Source organism: Olivibacter sp. SA151 (assembly GCF_054130995.1).
The window spans coordinates 795637-814044 of record NZ_CP096391.1; the positions used below are offsets into that span (position 1 = coordinate 795637).

Below are 18408 nucleotides of genomic sequence, written 5' to 3' on the forward strand. Positions count from 1 at the left end.
TAATAAGGAATGCAAAGTTACGGAAATAGGAAGAAAAGCACCTATCCCATCACATATCCTAACATAAACTCCCGAAAACGCTCGTAGTAAACGGTATAGATCGCATGTTGATGCGGGCCTTGAAGATGGGCAACAATACTGCTCCCCTGTTCTTGATATGTAAAGGGTTCGATATAAATATTGTCTTTAAAAGAAACTCCTTTTTTTCCTTGTAACTTATAGACCGCTTCTTTAGCTGTCCAGCAAGTTAAAAGCTGTTCTACATAGTGGTGTTCAGGCTGAAGCTGTGCCAGCTCTTCGGGTTTCATGAATTTACTGGCAATGACTTCTATTTTAGGTTTGACCAACTCCATGTCGATTCCTACCTCGTATCGTGTACTAAGCATGCAAGCAGCATAATCAAAGGAATGACTGAGTGATATTTTATGCGGAAAATTAACTAAATAAGGTTTGCCATTCTCGTCAGAAGGGCAATCAATATAACCCGGGGTATCTAACATGGTGCGGAGCAAAACACGTGTTCCCAGCCAATTTAATGTCCTTTTACCCTTGTTAAGTCGCTCCAAAAAAGCCTTTTCACTTCTGTTTAGCTGTAATTTAGCCAATAGCTCTTCAGCTGTTTCTTCAATTTTCCAAATGGCAAAACGTGTGTGCGGATTAACTTCCTTAAGATATACTAAACCCATGAATAAAAGTAGTAAATTTTTATCAATAGCCATCAGCTTTCAGCGATCGGCTTTCGGCTGTTTGGTTAGTTGTTTGTTATTAGTTATTGGTTAGCGAGCGCACATTCATTGGCTATGAAAAGCTGTAGGCGTTAAGCAATAAGCAGATGGCATTAGGCCGTAAGCTTTAAGCTCGTACCTCCTTATCGGAAGACAGCCCAAACCATTATCACATCGGCTAATTATCGCATCGGCTCATCATCACATTGGCTCATCATCACATTGGCTAATTGGCTCATCGGCTAATTATTTCAGCTATCAGCTTCGGACGCGCTGGCCGTTCTAATCATGTCGGCTATCATCACATTGGTTCATCAACTACTTAACTACTTAACGATTCAACTACTTAACTATTTCCCTACTCAACAACTCAACTCATTCACAAATTGATTAATTATTCCTTATGTTTGTATCCTGCACTAAAAACACTATGATACTTTCAGACAAAAGGATTTTAGAGGAAATCGATAAAGGCTCTATTATTATTGAACCATTTAAGCGTGAATGTTTGGGGACGAACTCATATGACGTTCATTTAGGGAAATACTTGGCTACTTATAAAGATCGGGTATTAGATGCTAAGGTTCATAATGAAATTGTTCACTTTGAAATTCCGAAAGCTGGTTATGTGCTTGAACCAAACACCTTGTATTTGGGAGTGACATTAGAATATACAGAAACCCATAACCATGTACCTTTCCTGGAAGGTAAAAGCAGCACAGGACGTTTAGGTATTGATATTCATGCCACTGCCGGAAAGGGAGATGTCGGATTTTGTAATACCTGGACACTTGAAATATCCGTGGCTCAACCGGTACGTGTATATGCTGGCATGCCCATTGGGCAGTTGATTTATTTTACGGTAGAGGGAGATATCCACACCATGTACAACACAAAAGGGAATGCGAAATACAATAGAAAGACAACGCGACCCGTTGAATCCATGATGTGGAAAAATGAATTTTAGTTTCCACCAAATTCCATCAGATAAGATTTTAGAAATTCATCCAATTCACCGTCTAATACCGCTTGGGTATTGGATGTTTCGTGACCTGTCCTTAAATCTTTTACCAGCTTATAAGGATGTAAAACATAATTACGTATTTGCGAACCCCATTCTATTTTTTTCTTGCTGCCTTCAATAGCCGCTGTCGTTTCCATACGCTTACGCATCTCAATTTCATAAAGCTGCGATTTTAAGAGACGCATAGCGTTATCCTTATTTTGGAGTTGTGAACGCGACTCCTGGTTCTTAATAACAATTCCTGAGGGCTTGTGGTGCAGCCTAACGGCTGTTTCTACCTTATTGACGTTCTGTCCACCAGCGCCTCCTGAACGGAACGTGTCCCATTCAATATCCGAATCTTTTACCTCAATCTCAATTGTATCGTCCACCAGTGGATAGACGTATACGGAGGCGAACGAAGTATGCCGTTTCGCATTGGAGTCGAACGGAGAAATTCGCACTAAGCGATGCACGCCGTTTTCTCCCTTTAAATATCCATAAGCGAAATTGCCGTCAAATTGAAGTGTCACTGATTTTACACCTGCAACATCGCCTTCGAGGAAGTCTTGCTCCGTTACCTTATAGCCATTCTTTTCTCCCCACATAATATACATACGCATCAACATAGCCGCCCAATCACAACTCTCAGTGCCTCCAGCGCCGGCAGTAATTTGTAAAATAGCCGTTAACTGATCTTCTTCGGCACTAAGCATATTTTTAAATTCGAGCTCTTCAACCCGTTTCAGCGCTTCTTGAAAAAGTTCATCGGCTTCCTGCTCACTGGCGTCGCCACTCTGATAAAAGTCGAACATGACAGAAGCATCGTCAATGGCTTGCAGTAGCTCGTCAAAGCTATCTGTCCAAACTTTTTTGCTCTTGATCGACTGCAATACTTTTTCCGCTTCTTTTGGATGATCCCAAAAGTCTGGTTTTAGGGTTATTTCTTGCTCTTGGTTTATTTCTTTTTGTTTTGCATCAATGTCAAAGATGCCTCCTCAGGGAAGCTGCTCTATCCCTTAATTCTTGAATGTTTTCTTTCGTCATAGAACAAAGGTAGGATTTTAAGTTATAAGTTTTAAGTAATAAGCTTTAGGCTGTAGGCATTGGGCAATAAGCTTTAAAGTACTTCCCTATCGGAAGGCAGGCAAGTCCCAAAACATTATCACATTGGCTAATCATCACATTGGCTCATCGGCTAATTATTTCAGCTATCAGCAGTCGGCCTTCAGTCGCACGAATCCTTCTCACTATTCCCTACTTAACTACTCAACTACTCAACTACTTAACCATTTCCCTACTCAACAATTTAACAATACAACTGCTCAACTAAACGGCTATTTTACAGTAATTTCCTAAGTGCTTCGGCTTTCGAATGAATGGGGGCTTCTTGAGGGATTTTATCCAGCCAATTACGAGCACTTTCTTTATAATCGTCCTCTTCTTCTAGATAGGATAAGGCGATATAGTAAGCCGCGTCATACATTTGCGGTGCGTTTTCGGTGTAAATCTTCAGTAAATCTCGACGGGCAGATCCGAGGTAGTTTAAATTTAAGAAAGTAAGGCCTCTATAATACCGAATATACAAATCATTGGGTTGTTCCGTTAATGCCCCGTTTAAAAGAGGCAAGGCTTCTTCGTATTTGCCTGCATTAAAAAGCTCGATAATATCGGCATATTTATTACCAACAGGTAAGCCCTCTGCGTTAACGGTGCCCATTTGAACAGATGATGCATCAATCTCTCGATATATTTTCCACGGTGACCATAAAAGGATTGTTACGAAAATGACGCCAATAGCTGTTAATGCCATCCATTTAAGTCTGTTCATATCTTGGTATCGTTTGTTTTTGGCCTTGCCGAAGGATAGTTCTTCAATAGGGGTATGATAAAGACATTCCGAGATGCTTTGATTTACGTACATGTAAAAATGAAGTTCCTGAGCCAAGTCTTCGTTTTCGTCAAGCTCGGCCTCGAAATGATGACGCTCCTTATCTGTCATACTTCCAGATAGATAACGTTCAATATTGTCATAATTTACATCAGTCATCTCGATACGTTTTTAAGATGGTTGATACCTTAATCCGCTTTAATGAATTAATATTTTTTGGCTAAAAGCTGCCTATGTTAATCCTTTATAAATTAACTGACTAATATAGGATTTGTTTGGATAAAGATATCGAAAATTTTTACATATTGTATAACAAAATGTGTTAAAAGTCAGGAAACTTTTTTGAAAATAGCGGCTACGCTGTTTAGGAATTTAGCTTTAAAAAAAGAGGTTTCCTTAATCAACTTTTTTCATCACTTGTTCGTTTTCAATAGCATTCAAGCTACTTCGTGGTTTGCGGAAGAAAGTGACTAAAGAAGATGGTCTTCTAATATTCCGTATGTAAAAGTGAAATCTTGATGTTAAAATCGGAGATTTTAAGTAGCTATTCTGTCTTAGGAAAGTAAATCTAGGCTGCGCCATCAAATGCTTTTCGCTTTTCTGCGACTAAAATTGTAGTTTCGTGAAAATTTTGATTTGCTTATGTTACCAACTGTAAATTTTACCGAAACCGATGCTTACAACTACTTGAGCAACCATTATATCAACATCGCGCCGAAACATTTACGTGATCTGTTCGCCTACGATCCGGATAGATTCGAAAAGTTCTCATTACTATTTGAAGACATTTTATTTGATTATTCAAAAAATAGGATAGATGAACAGACCGTTGCTCTTTTAGTGCAGCTTGCTCGCGAATGCCACCTGGAAGAGGCCATTGACGCCATGTTCAAAGGACTGCCGATTAATAAAACAGAAAACAGAGCGGTATTACATACGGCATTGCGAAATATAAGCAACGCACCCGTACTTGTTGATGGCCAAGATGTGATGCCTTCAGTCAATGAAGTACTGGCACATATGAAAGAATTTAGTGAAGCAGTGATTGACGGTTCTTGGAAAGGATACAGTGGTAAAGCAATAACGGATATTGTTAATATAGGAATCGGCGGTTCAGACTTAGGTCCGGTTATGGTAACGGAAGCATTGAAACCATATAAAAATCATTTAACCTTACATTTTGTATCAAATGTTGATGGAACGCATATCGCTGAGACGTTACGAAAGGTGAATGCAGAAACCACGCTCTTTTTGATTGCTTCCAAAACCTTTACCACGCAAGAAACGATGGCCAACGCTCACAGTGCGCGTGACTGGTTTTTAACCCAAGGCGGCGCCGAAAAGGATATCGCTAAGCATTTCGTCGCGCTGAGCACCAATGCTAAAGCGGTGCAAGACTTCGGTATAGATACGAAGAATATGTTTGAATTCTGGGACTGGGTTGGTGGTCGCTATTCTTTATGGAGCGCTATTGGCTTGTCGATCGTGTTGAGCATTGGTTTTGATAATTTCAAAGAACTTTTAGCGGGAGCCCACGCGGCTGATAATCACTTCAAAAATACTCCCTTAGAGGAAAATATTCCAGTTATTATGGGGGTGTTGGGTATTTGGTATAATAATTTCTTTGATTCGGAAACGCATGCGATTCTACCTTATGATCAATACCTACATCGTTTTGCGGCATACTTTCAGCAAGGCGATATGGAAAGTAATGGTAAGTATGTGGATAGAAATGGAGTGCCGGTTGAATATCAGACAGGGCCCGTTATCTGGGGCGAACCCGGAACAAATGGCCAACATGCCTTTTATCAATTGATTCACCAAGGCACGAAGATGATCCCTTGCGATTTTATTGCACCTGCTCAAACACACAATCCAATTGGGGAACACCATACGCTCCTGTTATCTAATTTCTTTGCCCAAACAGAAGCGTTAATGAATGGTAAAATGGAAGAGGAAGTGGAAGCTGAGTTGAAAAAAGCAGGGAAATCTGACGAGGAAGTAGCGGCTATTACGCCATTCAAAGTTTTTGAGGGAAACAGGCCAAGCAATTCTTTTCTTTTGAAAAAAATAACGCCCCGGAGTTTGGGAAGCTTGATTGCGTTTTATGAGCATAAAATATTTACACAAGGTATTATCTGGAATATTTTTAGTTTCGATCAATGGGGAGTTGAACTGGGTAAGCAGCTTGCTGGAAAGATATTGCCTGAGCTCAGAAACGAGGGAGACATTACCTCACATGATAGCTCCACCAACGGCTTAATCAACCAATATAAAGCTTGGCGCTAAAACAAACATTTTGGATGGCTTGGTGTTCCTTTAACATGAATAAAACGTCATCCAAAATGAATCGATATACTTATTGTCTTTTTTTTTCTTTTTTGGTTTTGATCAATGCCTGCAAAGGAAATGGGCAAAACCAAGAAGAGACGCCGGAAGCCCCAACGGATTCGGTAGGTGAGTACGGACTAAACATTACCTTAGCTGAGCCATTGGCAACGCCATCCAGTACTAAAAACTCAAAGGTAATCGGATGGCCAACAGGGAAAACACCGATTGTGGCCGCGGGCTACAAGGTTGTCAAATTTGCCGATGGTTTGCAAAATCCCCGTTGGATCTATGTCGCCCCGAATGGAGACATTTTCGTGGCCGAATCGCAGACACAAGGAGCAAGTGCGAATAGAATTACCTTGTTCAAGGATACCAACGGAGATGGCGTAGCCGATAGCAAATCCCCTTTCTTGGAAGGGCTTAATAAACCCTTTGGCATGTTGATCATGGATAACAGTTTCTATGTCGCTAATACCGATGGTATTTTAAAGTATCCGTATAAGATAGGAGAAGCTAAAGTTAGTGGAAAGGGCGAGAAAATTTTGTCGTTGCCCGCAGGCGGATACAACAATCATTGGACTCGAAATTTATTGATGAAACCGGATAGCTCAAAAATATATGTTAGCGTCGGGTCGGGAAGTAACGTTGGTGAACATGGGATGGAGAATGAAAGACGGAGAGCAAACATTTTGGAGATTAACCCCGATGGAAGTGGAGAACGCATTTTTGCAGCAGGACTTCGAAATCCGGTCGGCATGGCATGGGAGCCTCATACCGGTAAATTATGGACCGCAGTGAATGAGCGTGATGAGTTGGGAGACCAAATCGTTCCTGATTATATAACATCTGTGGAAGAAAATGGCTTCTATGGCTGGCCATATGCTTATTGGGGCAAAAAACCAGACCCTCGGTTGAAGGGGAAAAGAGAGGATTTGGTGGCTGAATCCATCGTTCCCGATTTTGCAGTGGGGTCACATACGGCTTCACTAGGCTTAGCTTTCGGAGCTTCTGGTAAGTTCGCAGGTGGCGCTTATGTAGGGCAACACGGATCTTGGAATCGCTCGAAATTGGTCGGATACAAAGTGCTCTTTATTCCTTTTGAAAATGGAACGCCTACAGGTGAATATAAAGATTTTTTGACGGGCTTTATAGCAAATGACGCGGAGGCTGAAGTATACGGCCGACCGGTAGGCATCGCATTTGCCAAACAAGGATATATGCTGGTCGCCGATGACGCAGGAAATACCATTTGGGCCGTGCTTCCACAATAGTTAAGTAGGGAAATGGTTAAGTAGTTGAGTAGGGAAATAGTTAAGTAGTTGAGTAGGGAATAGTGAGAAGGATTCGTGCGACTGAAGGCCGACTGCTGATAGCTGAAATAATTAGCCGATGAGCCAATTAGCCGATGAGCCAATTAGCCAATGTGATGATGAGCCAATGTGATGATTAGCCAATGTGATAATGGTTTGCGACTTGTCTGCCTTCCGATAGGGAGGTACTTTAAAGCTTACTGCCTAATGCCATCTGCTTATTGCTTAACTACAGCCTAAGCCTTTCCTAGCCAATGAATGTGCGCTCGCCAACCAATAACTAATAACCAATAACCAATAACTAATAACCAACACCCAATAACCAACACCCAATAACCAACACCCAATAACCAACAGCGAACAACTAACAAACAGCTGAATGCCAATCTCCGAAAGCTGATTACTATTAACAAAAAATCACTAACTTTGACAATTGTATTGATGTCAATATGACGCAACATGGGATTTGGCGCATTTGTTGACACCAATAGCATATATTTTAGATTATTATTGAACATGTTAGGATTCTTAAGTAAAATTTTTGGCAGTAAATCTGATCGTGATATAAAACATATTCGTCCGTTAGTGGATAAAATCAAGGAAGAATTTGCCAAGCTGGAGGGATTAAGTCATGATGAACTTCGTGCAAAGACGCTTGATTTTAAGCGACGGATTTCCGACTATTTAGCGGATATTGATGGTGAAATCAACCAGTTGAAAACAGATGCTGAGGAACCACAGGTAGAAATGGCAGAAAAAAATGCCATTTATGACAGAGTAGATAAACTGATTAAAGATCGCGATAAAAAATTAGAGGAAGTATTAATGGAAATACTTCCGGAGGCATTCGCTGTTGTGAAAGAAACGGCACGCCGATTTACTGAAAACACGACGTTAGAAGTGACAGCTAGTGAGTTCGATCGTGATCTGGCAGCGAAAAAGCCAAATGTCGAAATCAAGGGTGATAAAGCTGTTTGGCATAACACATGGATTGCTGCCGGGAATCAGGTTACCTGGAATATGGTGCATTATGATGTCCAGTTAATCGGTGGTATTGTTCTGCACGAAGGTAAAATTGCTGAAATGGCAACGGGTGAAGGTAAAACATTGGTAGGTACTTTACCCGCTTATTTAAACGCTTTATCCGGACAAGGTGTTCATATCGTGACGGTGAACGATTATTTGGCACGACGTGACTCCGAATGGAATGGGCCTTTATTTGAATTCCATGGTCTTCGCGTAGATTGTATCGACAAACATCAGCCAAACTCTGCGGCTCGCCGCAACGCTTATGCCGCTGATATTGTTTTCGGTACAAACAATGAATTTGGTTTCGATTATCTACGAGATAATATGGCGCAAGCACCGGAAGGCTTGGTGCAACGTAAATTACATTTTGCTATGGTGGATGAGGTTGACTCTGTACTCATTGATGATGCACGTACACCTTTAATTATATCCGGCCCAATTCCCCGTGGCGATGAACATGAATTCTATGACTTGAAACCGCGAATCGAGCGTCTGGTAAATGCACAAAAAGCGTATATCAATACGGTGTTGAACGAAGCGAAGAAAGGGATTTCAAGTGGTAATACCGATGTAGAAGGTGCTGGTATGGCCTTATTACGTGCACATAGAGGCTTACCTAAGAATAAGGCGCTCATTAAATTTCTGAGCGAAGGGAGTAATCGCCAGGTGCTTACGAAAACAGAGAACTATTACCTGCAGGAACAAAGCAAAAATATGCCAAAAGTGGATGCTGAATTGTTCTTTGTAATAGATGAGAAAAATAATCAAGTAGAGTTGACAGAAAAAGGAATTGAGCTAATCACAAGCTCAGGCGAAGATCCTCACTTTTTTGTCATGCCGGATGTAGGAACGGAAATCGCGGAAATAGAAAAATTAGCTATCCCTGCCGAAGAAAAGGCGCAGAAGAAAGATGAACTGATGCGTGATTTTTCTATTAAATCTGAACGTATTCACTCCGTTAACCAGCTATTAAAAGCTTATACCTTGTTTGAGAAGGATGTAGAATATATCATAGATGAGGGTAAGGTTAAGATTGTCGATGAGCAGACGGGGCGTATCATGGAAGGTCGCCGTTACTCGGATGGGTTACATCAAGCAATTGAGGCGAAAGAAAATGTAAAGGTGGAAGATGCTACACAAACCTACGCGACGATAACTTTACAGAATTATTTTAGAATGTACCACAAGCTAGCAGGTATGACGGGTACGGCGGTGACGGAGGCGGGTGAGCTGTGGCAAATCTATAAGTTGGATGTGGTAGAAATACCAACCAATATCCCAATACAACGTGATGATCGAGAGGACTTGGTTTATCGTACAGCTCGTGAAAAATATAATGCAGTTGCTGAGGAAATCCAAAAATTAACCGAGGCTGGTCGCCCTGTACTGGTAGGTACGACCTCGGTGGAAATATCAGAATTGTTGAGCCGCATGTTGAAGTTACGCGGTATCAAACACAATGTATTGAATGCTAAACTTCACCAAAGGGAAGCCGACATAGTGGCGGAAGCAGGGCAGGCGGGTACCGTGACCATCGCGACGAACATGGCGGGTCGTGGTACCGACATCAAGTTAGGACCTGGTGTTAAAGAGGCTGGCGGTTTAGCTATCGTTGGTACAGAACGACATGAATCTCGCCGCGTTGACCGTCAGTTGCGCGGTCGTGCCGGTCGCCAAGGTGACCCCGGTTCTTCGCAGTTTTTCGTTTCCTTGGAAGACAATTTAATGCGCTTATTCGGTTCCGAACGTATTTCCAACATCATGGTACGTATGGGCATTGAAGAAGGAGAGGTTATTCAGCATTCGATGATCACCAAATCGATCGAACGAGCACAGAAGAAAGTGGAAGAGAACAACTTCGGTATCCGTAAGCGTTTGCTGGAATACGATGATGTGATGAACTCACAGCGTACCGTGATCTATGCGAAACGTAGAAATGCACTATTTGGGGAACGTTTGGATGTTGATCTGAATAATACCATTTATGATGTGGTTGAAGACTTGGTTACTGAATATAAGGAAACGGGAACCTATGAGGATTTTCAATTGGAATTTATCCGTGTTTTTTCCGTTGATCCTGAGTTGAATCAAGATGCTTTTTTAAGTGGCAACATTGCCGGCTTAACAGATACCTTATTTAGCCGGGTAATCGATTTCTACCACCGCAAAGCGGAGCATATTGCAAATCAGACCTTACCGGTTTTGAAAGACGTGTATGCAACACGTGGCGAACAGATTGAAAATATTGTCGTGCCATTTACTGATGGTCTTCGCGGATTGCAGGTCGCAGCTAACCTAAAGAAAGCGGTTGAAACAAATGGAAAGGAAGTATTCAAGGCCTTCGAAAAAGGGGTTGTTTTATCCTTAATAGATGAGGCTTGGAAAGAGCATTTGCGTGAGATGGACGATTTGAAACAATCGGTGCAAAATGCAGTTTACGAACAAAAGGATCCTATCATTATTTATAAAATGGAAGCCTTTAACCTTTTCAAGGAGATGTTGGTAACCATGAATAAAGATATTGTGGCATTCTTGTTTAAAGGAGAAATTCCGCATCAGCAGCCACAAGAAGTGCGGGAAGCGCGTCGACCTGTTCAGGAACCCAAAATGCAAGTATCTAAGCCGGAATTGGCCGCAGCAACGTCAGGAGGTGGTCTGCCCGTGGAGGATACCAGGGAAGTGCAAAAGACGCAACCTGTCAGAAATGATAATAAAATAGGAAGAAATGATCCTTGCCCTTGTGGTAGTGGGAAAAAATATAAAAATTGTCACGGTATAGGACAAGTTTAGTTCTTAGCTGTTCGTTCTTAGTTGTTGTCATTTACTCATTTACTAAGAACAATAACAAACAACGAATAACCGTTTGAATATGTTAATAACATCTTGCCTTAAACAAATTTTTATCGCTCTAGGTCTATTGCTTTTCTGTTTTATAGGAAAGGCAATCGCTCAGGATGAGAAGGGGATAGTAGAAGAACATAAAAGTATCTTAATTGAACGTCTACAGAAAGAGCGTATGTTACTGGGTAGTAACACGGTTTTGTCTCCAGCAGATGAATCCAGCAAACCCGGTGTGCCGCTGAAGACCGGTAGAAAAGTTACAGCACGTGGTTATCGGGTACAGATTTATTCGGGAAGCAATCGTAACGAAGCTTACAGCGCGCAGGCAAGATTTAAGCAAATTTATAAAGATCTTAATACCTATGTCGGCTATCAGCAGCCGAACTATCGGGTCAAGGTAGGTGATTTTACGAGTCGGAGCCAGGCACAAGCACTTATGAATCAACTTAAGCGGGATTTCAGTTCTGTCTTTATATTTACCGAAACGATTAACATAGAAAACTAACATGTTAAAAGAATCTATCCAAGCATTAGCTCAAACCATTTTCTCTGAGATAGTAGATACACGCCGTCATCTTCACGCCAACCCGGAATTGTCTTTTCAAGAATACAATACCTCGGTATTTGTCAAAGAGAAATTGGATGCTTTGGGTATCGCTTGGGAAGAAATGGCGAATACCGGAATCGTTGCCCTCATTAAGGGAGAACAAGTCGGGGATGGGGTGATAGCTTTAAGGGCGGATATGGATGCTTTACCAATTAAAGAAGTAGAAGGAAGACCTTATGGATCTAAAAATAGAGGTGTTATGCATGCTTGTGGTCATGATGTGCATACTTCTTCCTTATTGGGAACGGCTAAAATACTAGCTTCCTTGAAAAATCAATTTGCAGGAACTGTTAAGTTAATCTTTCAACCTGGAGAAGAAAAGCTTCCTGGAGGGGCAAGTATTATGATAAAAGAGGGAGCGCTTGAAAACCCCAAACCACAAGCTATTATCGGTCAACATGTCATGCCGCTGATCGATGCAGGTAAAGTTGGATTTAGGGCGGGAAAGTACATGGCATCTACTGATGAACTCTATGTAACGGTGAAAGGAAAGGGGGGCCACGGGGCACAACCACAACAAAATATAGACCCTATTGTTATTACCGCACATATTATTACGGCTTTGCAGCAGATCGTAAGTCGTGTAGCCGACCCCAAGATGCCTACCGTCTTGTCGTTCGGTAAAATTAATGCGGAAGGCGCTACGAATGTAATTCCGAATGAGGTTAAGCTGGAGGGAACATTTCGCACATTTGATGAAGAATGGCGCAAAGAGGCGCATAAAAAAATGAAAAAAATGGCCGAAGGCATCGCTGAAAGCATGGGCGGATCCTGTGAATTTGAAGTACGCCACGGTTACCCCTATCTCGTGAATAATGAAGCGCTAACCAAGGAAGCTCGTGGCTATGCCGTTGAATACCTTGGACAGGAAAATGTACTGGATCTAGATCTTTGGATGGCGGGAGAAGATTTCGCTTTCTATTCGCAGGTAACGGATGCTTGTTTTTATCGCTTAGGTACGCGTAATGAAGAAAAAGGAATCACGGCATCGGTACACACCCCTGATTTTGATGTCGATGAAAAAGCATTATCCATAAGTACGGGCTTAATGGCCTATATTGCTCTCAAACGTCTAGGAAACTAGCTGAAAAATCGTATCTTTGCTAATAAGCCCTTTGGCTTATGAATCTATTGGCTCTAACAGATATCTTCTGTTTTTCCGAGCTTTAACATCGTGTTTTTATTTTAACTTATCCGGCCTACGGGTTTGGATGATATTTAAAACCTATTCCACAATGGACAATTTAGAAAGCAGCTTAGAGAAATCCTCCAATTTTATTAGTGAATTCACCTATCACAAACTCATTGATCTCGGCATAAACAAAGAAGTGGCTACTTATGTGAATGTCTTTGTTCTGCTCGCAATTTTGGTATTTCTAGTTTATGCCGTACAACATGTTGTGAGAAAAGCACTGAAAATCGCTTTTACTAAAATTTACAATAGTACGCAACTTCGGTTTTTCGATTATCTGTTAAAAAACCGCTTTCCTCATTTTCTTGCACTGATAGCACCATTCAGCCTGGTGAAAAATTCGATACCGGTTGTATTTAATGACTTCCCGCATTTAATAAATCCCTTGGACATCGCCATGGAAGTTTACATGGTTTTTATGATCATATCCATTGTGATGGCCATTATAAGGTCGGGTGCCGACGTATTACGAGAAAAACCCGAATTTTCGGCTAAACCAATGGAGAGTTATCTACAGGTTATTCGGATGGTTTTCTTTCTATTTGGTGCCGTAGCTATTTTTTCCAGTATAACCGGTCAATCCCCGACGGCTTTCTTTGCCGCTATGGGCGCTGCTTCGGCGATTCTATTACTCATGTTTAAAGATACCATCATGGGGTTTGTGGCCAGCATTCAGGTAACAACCAATGATATGGTTCGTATCGGCGACTGGATCACCATGCCTAAATACGGCGCAGATGGCGACGTGGAAGAAATTAACCTAACAACCGTAAAAGTGCGTAATTTCGATAAAACGATTACCACTATTCCTACCTATACCCTTATATCCGATTCATTTCAGAATTGGCGCGGAATGCAAGAATCCGGTGGACGTCGCATTAAAAGGGCAATCATTATTAAACAGGGCAGCATTCGCTTTGTGGGTGACGAAGAGCTTCCTCGTTTCCAAAAAATACAAGGAATTCGTGATTATATTGACGAGCGCGGAGAAGTGATTAAAAAGCACAACGAAAAAATAGGAGCAGACAGGACCGTTGCATTGAATGGGCGAAACTTTACGAACTTCGGACTTTACAGAAAATATATTGATTGGTATCTGAATAATCATCCAGGGCTTCATAAGGGCATGACGTTGATGGTTAGGCAATTGGCGCCAACTGAAAATGGCTTGCCTTTGGAGTTATATGCTTTTACCAATACAACCAAGTGGGCCGAATATGAATATATAATGGCTGATATTTTTGATCATTTAATAGCAGCAGTACCATATTTCGGATTGCAAATTTTCGAGCGAACTTCCGGGAACGATGCCTTCGGAATCAAATTTGCCAATGGACCAGAAGTAAAGAATGAAAAGCTAGGTATTAAGTAGTGATGAGTGAGGAGTGATGAATGAGGAGTAGCAGTAGCGAAAGCGGAAACAAGTGATATGCGAATAGGCTTTTTTACTGTCCCTCCATGAGGCAGGCCATCCCTCCGGGAGGCTTTTGAATTATTGATGCTTTGTTAGTTTTTTTAAGGTATCAATGAGCCCTTCGGGGTTATTGATGCTTTGTTAGTTTTTTAAGGTATCAATGAGCCCTTCGGGCTTGTTACTTATCCTGATACCTACCTACCTGCCTGCCGGCAGGCAGGTGTCTTGCTACCAAATTCTGCACTCGCAACTAATAACTAGCAACCAACAACTAATAACTAGCAACCAACAACCACTAACCAATAACGAAAATTACTATCTTTACCAAGAATGATTAAGCAGGAAACAATCGGGAAAATTTTGGATGCCGCTCGTATCGAAGAAGTGGTGGGTGACTTTGTGGACTTAAAGAAACGGGGAACGAGCTTAATTGGTGTTTGCCCATTCCATAATGAAAAGACACCTTCTTTTCATGTTTCTGTAAGCAAGGGTATTTATAAGTGTTTTGGTTGTGGCGCTGGAGGGGATTCAGTACGCTTTGTTATGGAGCTTGAGAAATATTCCTACCCGGAAGCGTTACGCTACTTGGCGCAGAAATATAATATAGAAGTTGAGGAGGTTGAACTATCTCCGGAGCAGGCGGCGGCAAGCGACAAGCGCGAAAGCCTATTGATCATTACCAATTGGGCGGCTAAATTTTTCCGTGAAAGCCTCTGGGATACAGAGGACGGTCAGGCTATCGGTCTGAGTTATTTTCGCGAACGGGGTTATCGGGATGATATCATTAAAAAGTTCGAACTGGGTTATTCCCCCGAAGCATGGGCAGCTTTATATGAAGAAGCCGTAAAGGGTGGCTTCAGCGAAGAATTCTTGGACGAAACAGGCTTGATAATTCGTAGAGATGACGGGAAACGTTATGATCGGTTCCGAGGGCGGGTGATGTTTCCTATACATAACCTGACAGGACGTGTCTTGGGTTTTGGAGGAAGAACGCTCAAAACAGATAAGAAGACGCCGAAATATGTTAACTCACCTGAGAGCTTAATTTATCATAAATCCGATGTTCTTTACGGTTTATACTTTGCCAAGAAGGCAATAACGGACCAGGATAATTGTTTTCTCGTGGAAGGTTATGCGGATGTGATTTCCATGCACCAGGCGGGCGTCGAAAACGTGGTTGCCTCCTCAGGAACTTCATTGACCACTGGTCAAATCCGACTGATTTCAAGATTTACGCGAAATGTAACCATTTTATACGATGGCGATGCTGCGGGTATCAAAGCATCGTTAAGGGGAATGGATATGTTGTTAGAAGAAGGGATGAACGTTAAAGTGCTCCTTTTTCCCGACGGAGACGATCCGGATTCTTTTGCCATGAAACATGGCGCAATGCAATTCAAACAATATATAGCGGAAAACAGTAAGGATTTTATTTTTTACAAGACCGACATTCTACTCAAAGATGCCGGGAATGACCCCGTAAAACGTGCGGGTGTTATTCATGATGTGGTAGACAGTATCGCGCTTATTCCCGATGATATTAAGGCTTCTGTATTTATACGAGAATGTAGCCGATTGTTGGATATTGAAGAACGTTTGTTGATCGCAGAATTAAACAAACAAAAGCTGCAAGCAATCAAGAAAAATCAAAAGTCTTCGGATTCATCTGCTGCTGCAAACGCTCCCTTTGGTGGAGATGAGCCACCTCCTGACCTGTTTATGGATCCGCGGGATATGGCGGAAACACGCTCGCAGGAGGAACTGCAGCCCGCACTATCGCAATCTATCGCTTTGCAGGAGCGTGAGATTATCCGCTTGCTCATTAATTATGGACAAATACCCGCGAAATGGGAACAGGACTACCCCATTGCCTTCGTGTTATTTGCAGGTTTGCAAGACATTGAGTTTGCAGATCCTTTGTGTCAAAAGATCATAACCATTTACTTGGAATTTATTGAACGCGAGGAATTACCGGACGAACGCTATTTTATTAGTCATGCAGATCGCGAAATTGCAGATTTGGCTATTTCCCTGCTTTCATCGCCGTATAGCCTAAGCCCTAATTGGAACGATGAGAAACGAAAGATTTATGTATCTCAAGAAACAGATAATTTAAAAAATGCAGTATTGGGAGCGCTTTATCGTATAAAGAAACGGAAGGTAGAACAAAATATGCAGGAAGTTAGAGAGGCCTTGAAAATAGAGCATAATGAAGCGAATTTGGAAATCCTTATCGACAAATATCAAAAGCTAAAGATGATGGAAAAGGAGTTGACAGGTTACTTGGGAACTGTGATTGTTAAATAATTCAATGAATGGCTACGCATCAGATAACCGGTTCGGATGGAGAACGGGCCGCACTGCAGTATTTATTGCATCAGGGCTATTATTTGGTGAAGCAGAATTGGCGCTATAAGCATCTAGAGGTCGACTTGATCATGAAAGATGGGACTCAATTGGTCTTTGTTGAAGTAAAAACCCGGTCTAGTAGCGGTTTTGGACTTCCTTACGAAGCCGTTAATTGGCAAAAACAACGTAAGCTATCACAAGCGGCAACCATTTATATTCGTCAACATCACTATGCGGGTGAGATCCGTTTCGATATCGTTTCTATTTTTGCAAATAAAGATAAAAAATATAATATCCGACATATCAAAGACGCCTTTTGGCCTAGGTATTCTTAGTTATTGGTTATTTGTTATTCGTTATTGGTTATTCGTTATTAGTTATTGGTGTCTGGTTATGACGTGCTTTTGTGAGGACAGGTTTAGTATCAGGATAAGTAAAAAGAGATTCATCACTCATAATTCCTGCCTACCGGCAGGCAGGCAACACTCACCACTACTTAACGTCTCAACTACTCAACAATTAACTATACCTAAAATATTACTATTCTCTAAGTTTGTATCATAGGAATAAATTATGTCATATACACTACATCTTCTATATTTGTGTATGAACAAATTTTTGCTTCTGGCATTGACTGCCTTATGTAGTGTGGCGGCTTGTGATCGAGAAAAATCGAATAATTCATCCAATAAATCGTTGAGCTTTAGCGCTGTTGAACCAGGATCTTTGATCAACAAAGGCGACAGTGTTTCTCTGCAACTCAGTTTACCGGCAGACCTTTCTTTTGATTCAATTGCTTATTCATTAAATGATAAGCCTTATGTAACGGTAAAAGACAGTGGCGCCGTTTGGTTAAAGACAGATAGTTTGGGTATGGGAAGTCAGCTTATCACTGCTAATGTCTTTAAGGCAGGGCAGTCAGAAAGCGCTAGTACGAATATTGTTGTTGTAGCATCCAAACTTCCTGAACAATACAGTTTTACGGTGGTTAATACGTATCCGCACGATGCTCACGCTTATACGCAGGGTCTAGAATATCATGATGGCTTTCTGTATGAAAGCACTGGACAACGCGGACAATCAACCCTGCGGAAAGTGGAGTTAAAAACCGGTAAGGTTGTAAAGAAAATCGATCTCCCCTCCAAATATTTTGGAGAAGGAATGACCTTTGTCGGTGATAAAATTGTTCAGTTAACCTGGGAAGAAGGCGTTGGATTTGTGTATGATAGAAACTCTTTCGAAAAGGTGGGAGAATTTCCTTACCAAGCGAGCAAAGAGGGGTGGGGATTATGCTTTGACGGACAGCGTCTGATCAAATCAGATGGTAGCAACCGTCTTTATTTCCTAAATAGAGATAATTTTAAAGAGGAAGGCTTTATCGAAGTATATAACCACAAAGGTCCTGTTGATAAGTTGAACGAATTGGAGTACATTGATGGAAAAATCTATGCCAACGTTTATTACTCTGATGTCGTCGTGGTAATCGATCCACATTCAGGACAAGTGGAGGCTGAGATTAATCTTATTGGCTTGTTGCCTCAGAAAGATGTGACCGAAGATACCAATGTACTCAATGGGATCGCTTATGATCAGCAGGGTAAACATCTCTACGTAACAGGCAAAAACTGGGATAAACTATTTGAAATTAAGTTATTGGGACGATGAGAAGTAATAGAGTATATGCGCATTGAGTGAGGAGTAATGAGTGCCTTGTCA

14 protein-coding genes are annotated in these 18408 nt (G+C 41.5%); 10 read left to right on the forward strand and 4 right to left on the reverse strand.

The window, feature by feature from the left end:
- Positions 1 to 41: 41 nt before the first annotated feature.
- Complete coding sequence (locus tag M1D52_RS03250) at positions 42 to 686, reverse strand: 4'-phosphopantetheinyl transferase family protein (RefSeq protein ID WP_437394370.1); 645 nt, start codon at positions 684 to 686, stop codon at positions 42 to 44.
- A gap of 469 nt (positions 687 to 1155) precedes the next feature.
- Between M1D52_RS03250 and dcd the strand changes: the two genes are divergently transcribed.
- Complete coding sequence (gene dcd, locus M1D52_RS03255; RefSeq protein WP_013663986.1) at positions 1156 to 1692, forward strand: dCTP deaminase; 537 nt, start codon at positions 1156 to 1158, stop codon at positions 1690 to 1692.
- Here dcd and prfB read toward each other — a convergent pair.
- Together prfB and M1D52_RS03265 are read right to left on the reverse strand one after the other, a co-directional pair.
- Positions 1689 to 2775, reverse strand: a protein-coding gene (prfB, locus tag M1D52_RS03260; RefSeq protein ID WP_013663985.1) for a peptide chain release factor 2 whose coding sequence is annotated in 2 segments (ribosomal slippage) — positions 1689 to 2714 and positions 2716 to 2775 — 1086 coding nt in all. Because the reading frame shifts where the segments join, the coding sequence is not laid out codon by codon here. The genes dcd and prfB overlap by 4 nt on opposite strands.
- Positions 2776 to 3070: 295 nt before the next feature.
- Positions 3071 to 3778, reverse strand: coding sequence for a tetratricopeptide repeat protein (locus M1D52_RS03265; RefSeq protein ID WP_437362125.1), 708 nt, complete (start codon positions 3776 to 3778; stop codon positions 3071 to 3073).
- A 483-nt stretch (positions 3779 to 4261) separates the two neighbouring features.
- Between M1D52_RS03265 and pgi the strand changes: the two genes are divergently transcribed.
- Positions 4262 to 5908, forward strand: a complete 1647-nt coding sequence (gene pgi / locus M1D52_RS03270; protein WP_437362123.1) for a glucose-6-phosphate isomerase — start codon at positions 4262 to 4264, stop codon at positions 5906 to 5908.
- A 56-nt stretch (positions 5909 to 5964) separates the two neighbouring features.
- Complete coding sequence (locus M1D52_RS03275; protein WP_437362121.1) at positions 5965 to 7221, forward strand: PQQ-dependent sugar dehydrogenase; 1257 nt, start codon at positions 5965 to 5967, stop codon at positions 7219 to 7221.
- Between the two features lie 275 nt (positions 7222 to 7496).
- On the opposite strand, the gene M1D52_RS03280 is transcribed toward M1D52_RS03275, so the two are convergent.
- A complete protein-coding gene (locus M1D52_RS03280) occupies positions 7497 to 7778 on the reverse strand; it encodes a hypothetical protein (RefSeq protein WP_437394368.1) in 282 nt (93 codons plus the stop codon).
- On the opposite strand from M1D52_RS03280, the gene secA reads away from it, so the two are divergent.
- The 7 genes from secA (at position 7777) to M1D52_RS03315 (ending at position 18357) form a co-directional block, all read left to right on the forward strand.
- A complete protein-coding gene (secA, locus tag M1D52_RS03285) occupies positions 7777 to 11079 on the forward strand; it encodes a preprotein translocase subunit SecA (protein WP_437362117.1) in 3303 nt (1100 codons plus the stop codon). The two genes, M1D52_RS03280 and secA, sit on opposite strands and share 2 nt — an antisense overlap.
- Before the next feature lie 79 nt (positions 11080 to 11158).
- Complete coding sequence (locus tag M1D52_RS03290; RefSeq protein WP_013663980.1) at positions 11159 to 11635, forward strand: SPOR domain-containing protein; 477 nt, start codon at positions 11159 to 11161, stop codon at positions 11633 to 11635.
- Position 11636: 1 nt separating this feature from the next.
- A complete protein-coding gene (locus tag M1D52_RS03295) occupies positions 11637 to 12821 on the forward strand; it encodes a M20 metallopeptidase family protein (RefSeq protein WP_437362114.1) in 1185 nt (394 codons plus the stop codon).
- 151 nt (positions 12822 to 12972) lie between these two features.
- Entirely contained in the window at positions 12973 to 14301 is a 1329-nt protein-coding gene (locus tag M1D52_RS03300) for a mechanosensitive ion channel family protein (RefSeq protein WP_049795130.1), read from the forward strand.
- Between the two features lie 372 nt (positions 14302 to 14673).
- On the forward strand, positions 14674 to 16650 hold the full coding sequence (gene dnaG / locus M1D52_RS03305) for a DNA primase (RefSeq protein ID WP_130858125.1): 1977 nt from the start codon (positions 14674 to 14676) through the stop codon (positions 16648 to 16650).
- Positions 16651 to 16658: 8 nt separating this feature from the next.
- Positions 16659 to 17027 (forward strand): YraN family protein, encoded by a 369-nt coding sequence (locus tag M1D52_RS03310; protein ID WP_013663976.1) that lies wholly within the window; start codon positions 16659 to 16661, stop codon positions 17025 to 17027.
- A 271-nt stretch (positions 17028 to 17298) separates the two neighbouring features.
- Positions 17299 to 18357, forward strand: a complete 1059-nt coding sequence (locus M1D52_RS03315; RefSeq protein ID WP_437362112.1) for a glutaminyl-peptide cyclotransferase — start codon at positions 17299 to 17301, stop codon at positions 18355 to 18357.
- The last annotated feature ends 51 nt before the right edge of the window (positions 18358 to 18408 follow it).

Excerpts from the sequence above, each read along its gene's own strand:
- M1D52_RS03250 (WP_437394370.1), bottom strand. The coding sequence starts at position 686 with ATGGGTTTAGTATATCTTAAGGAAGTTAATCCGCACACACGTTTTGCC.
- dcd (WP_013663986.1), top strand. The coding sequence starts at position 1,156 with ATGATACTTTCAGACAAAAGGATTTTAGAGGAAATCGATAAAGGCTCT.
- M1D52_RS03265 (WP_437362125.1), bottom strand. The coding sequence starts at position 3,778 with ATGACTGATGTAAATTATGACAATATTGAACGTTATCTATCTGGAAGT.
- pgi (WP_437362123.1), top strand. The coding sequence starts at position 4,262 with ATGTTACCAACTGTAAATTTTACCGAAACCGATGCTTACAACTACTTG.
- M1D52_RS03275 (WP_437362121.1), top strand. The coding sequence starts at position 5,965 with ATGAATCGATATACTTATTGTCTTTTTTTTTCTTTTTTGGTTTTGATC.
- secA (WP_437362117.1), top strand. The coding sequence starts at position 7,777 with ATGTTAGGATTCTTAAGTAAAATTTTTGGCAGTAAATCTGATCGTGAT.
- M1D52_RS03280 (WP_437394368.1), bottom strand. The coding sequence starts at position 7,778 with ATGTTCAATAATAATCTAAAATATATGCTATTGGTGTCAACAAATGCG.
- M1D52_RS03290 (WP_013663980.1), top strand. The coding sequence starts at position 11,159 with ATGTTAATAACATCTTGCCTTAAACAAATTTTTATCGCTCTAGGTCTA.
- M1D52_RS03295 (WP_437362114.1), top strand. The coding sequence starts at position 11,637 with ATGTTAAAAGAATCTATCCAAGCATTAGCTCAAACCATTTTCTCTGAG.
- M1D52_RS03300 (WP_049795130.1), top strand. The coding sequence starts at position 12,973 with ATGGACAATTTAGAAAGCAGCTTAGAGAAATCCTCCAATTTTATTAGT.
- dnaG (WP_130858125.1), top strand. The coding sequence starts at position 14,674 with ATGATTAAGCAGGAAACAATCGGGAAAATTTTGGATGCCGCTCGTATC.
- M1D52_RS03310 (WP_013663976.1), top strand. The coding sequence starts at position 16,659 with ATGGCTACGCATCAGATAACCGGTTCGGATGGAGAACGGGCCGCACTG.
- M1D52_RS03315 (WP_437362112.1), top strand. The coding sequence starts at position 17,299 with ATGAACAAATTTTTGCTTCTGGCATTGACTGCCTTATGTAGTGTGGCG.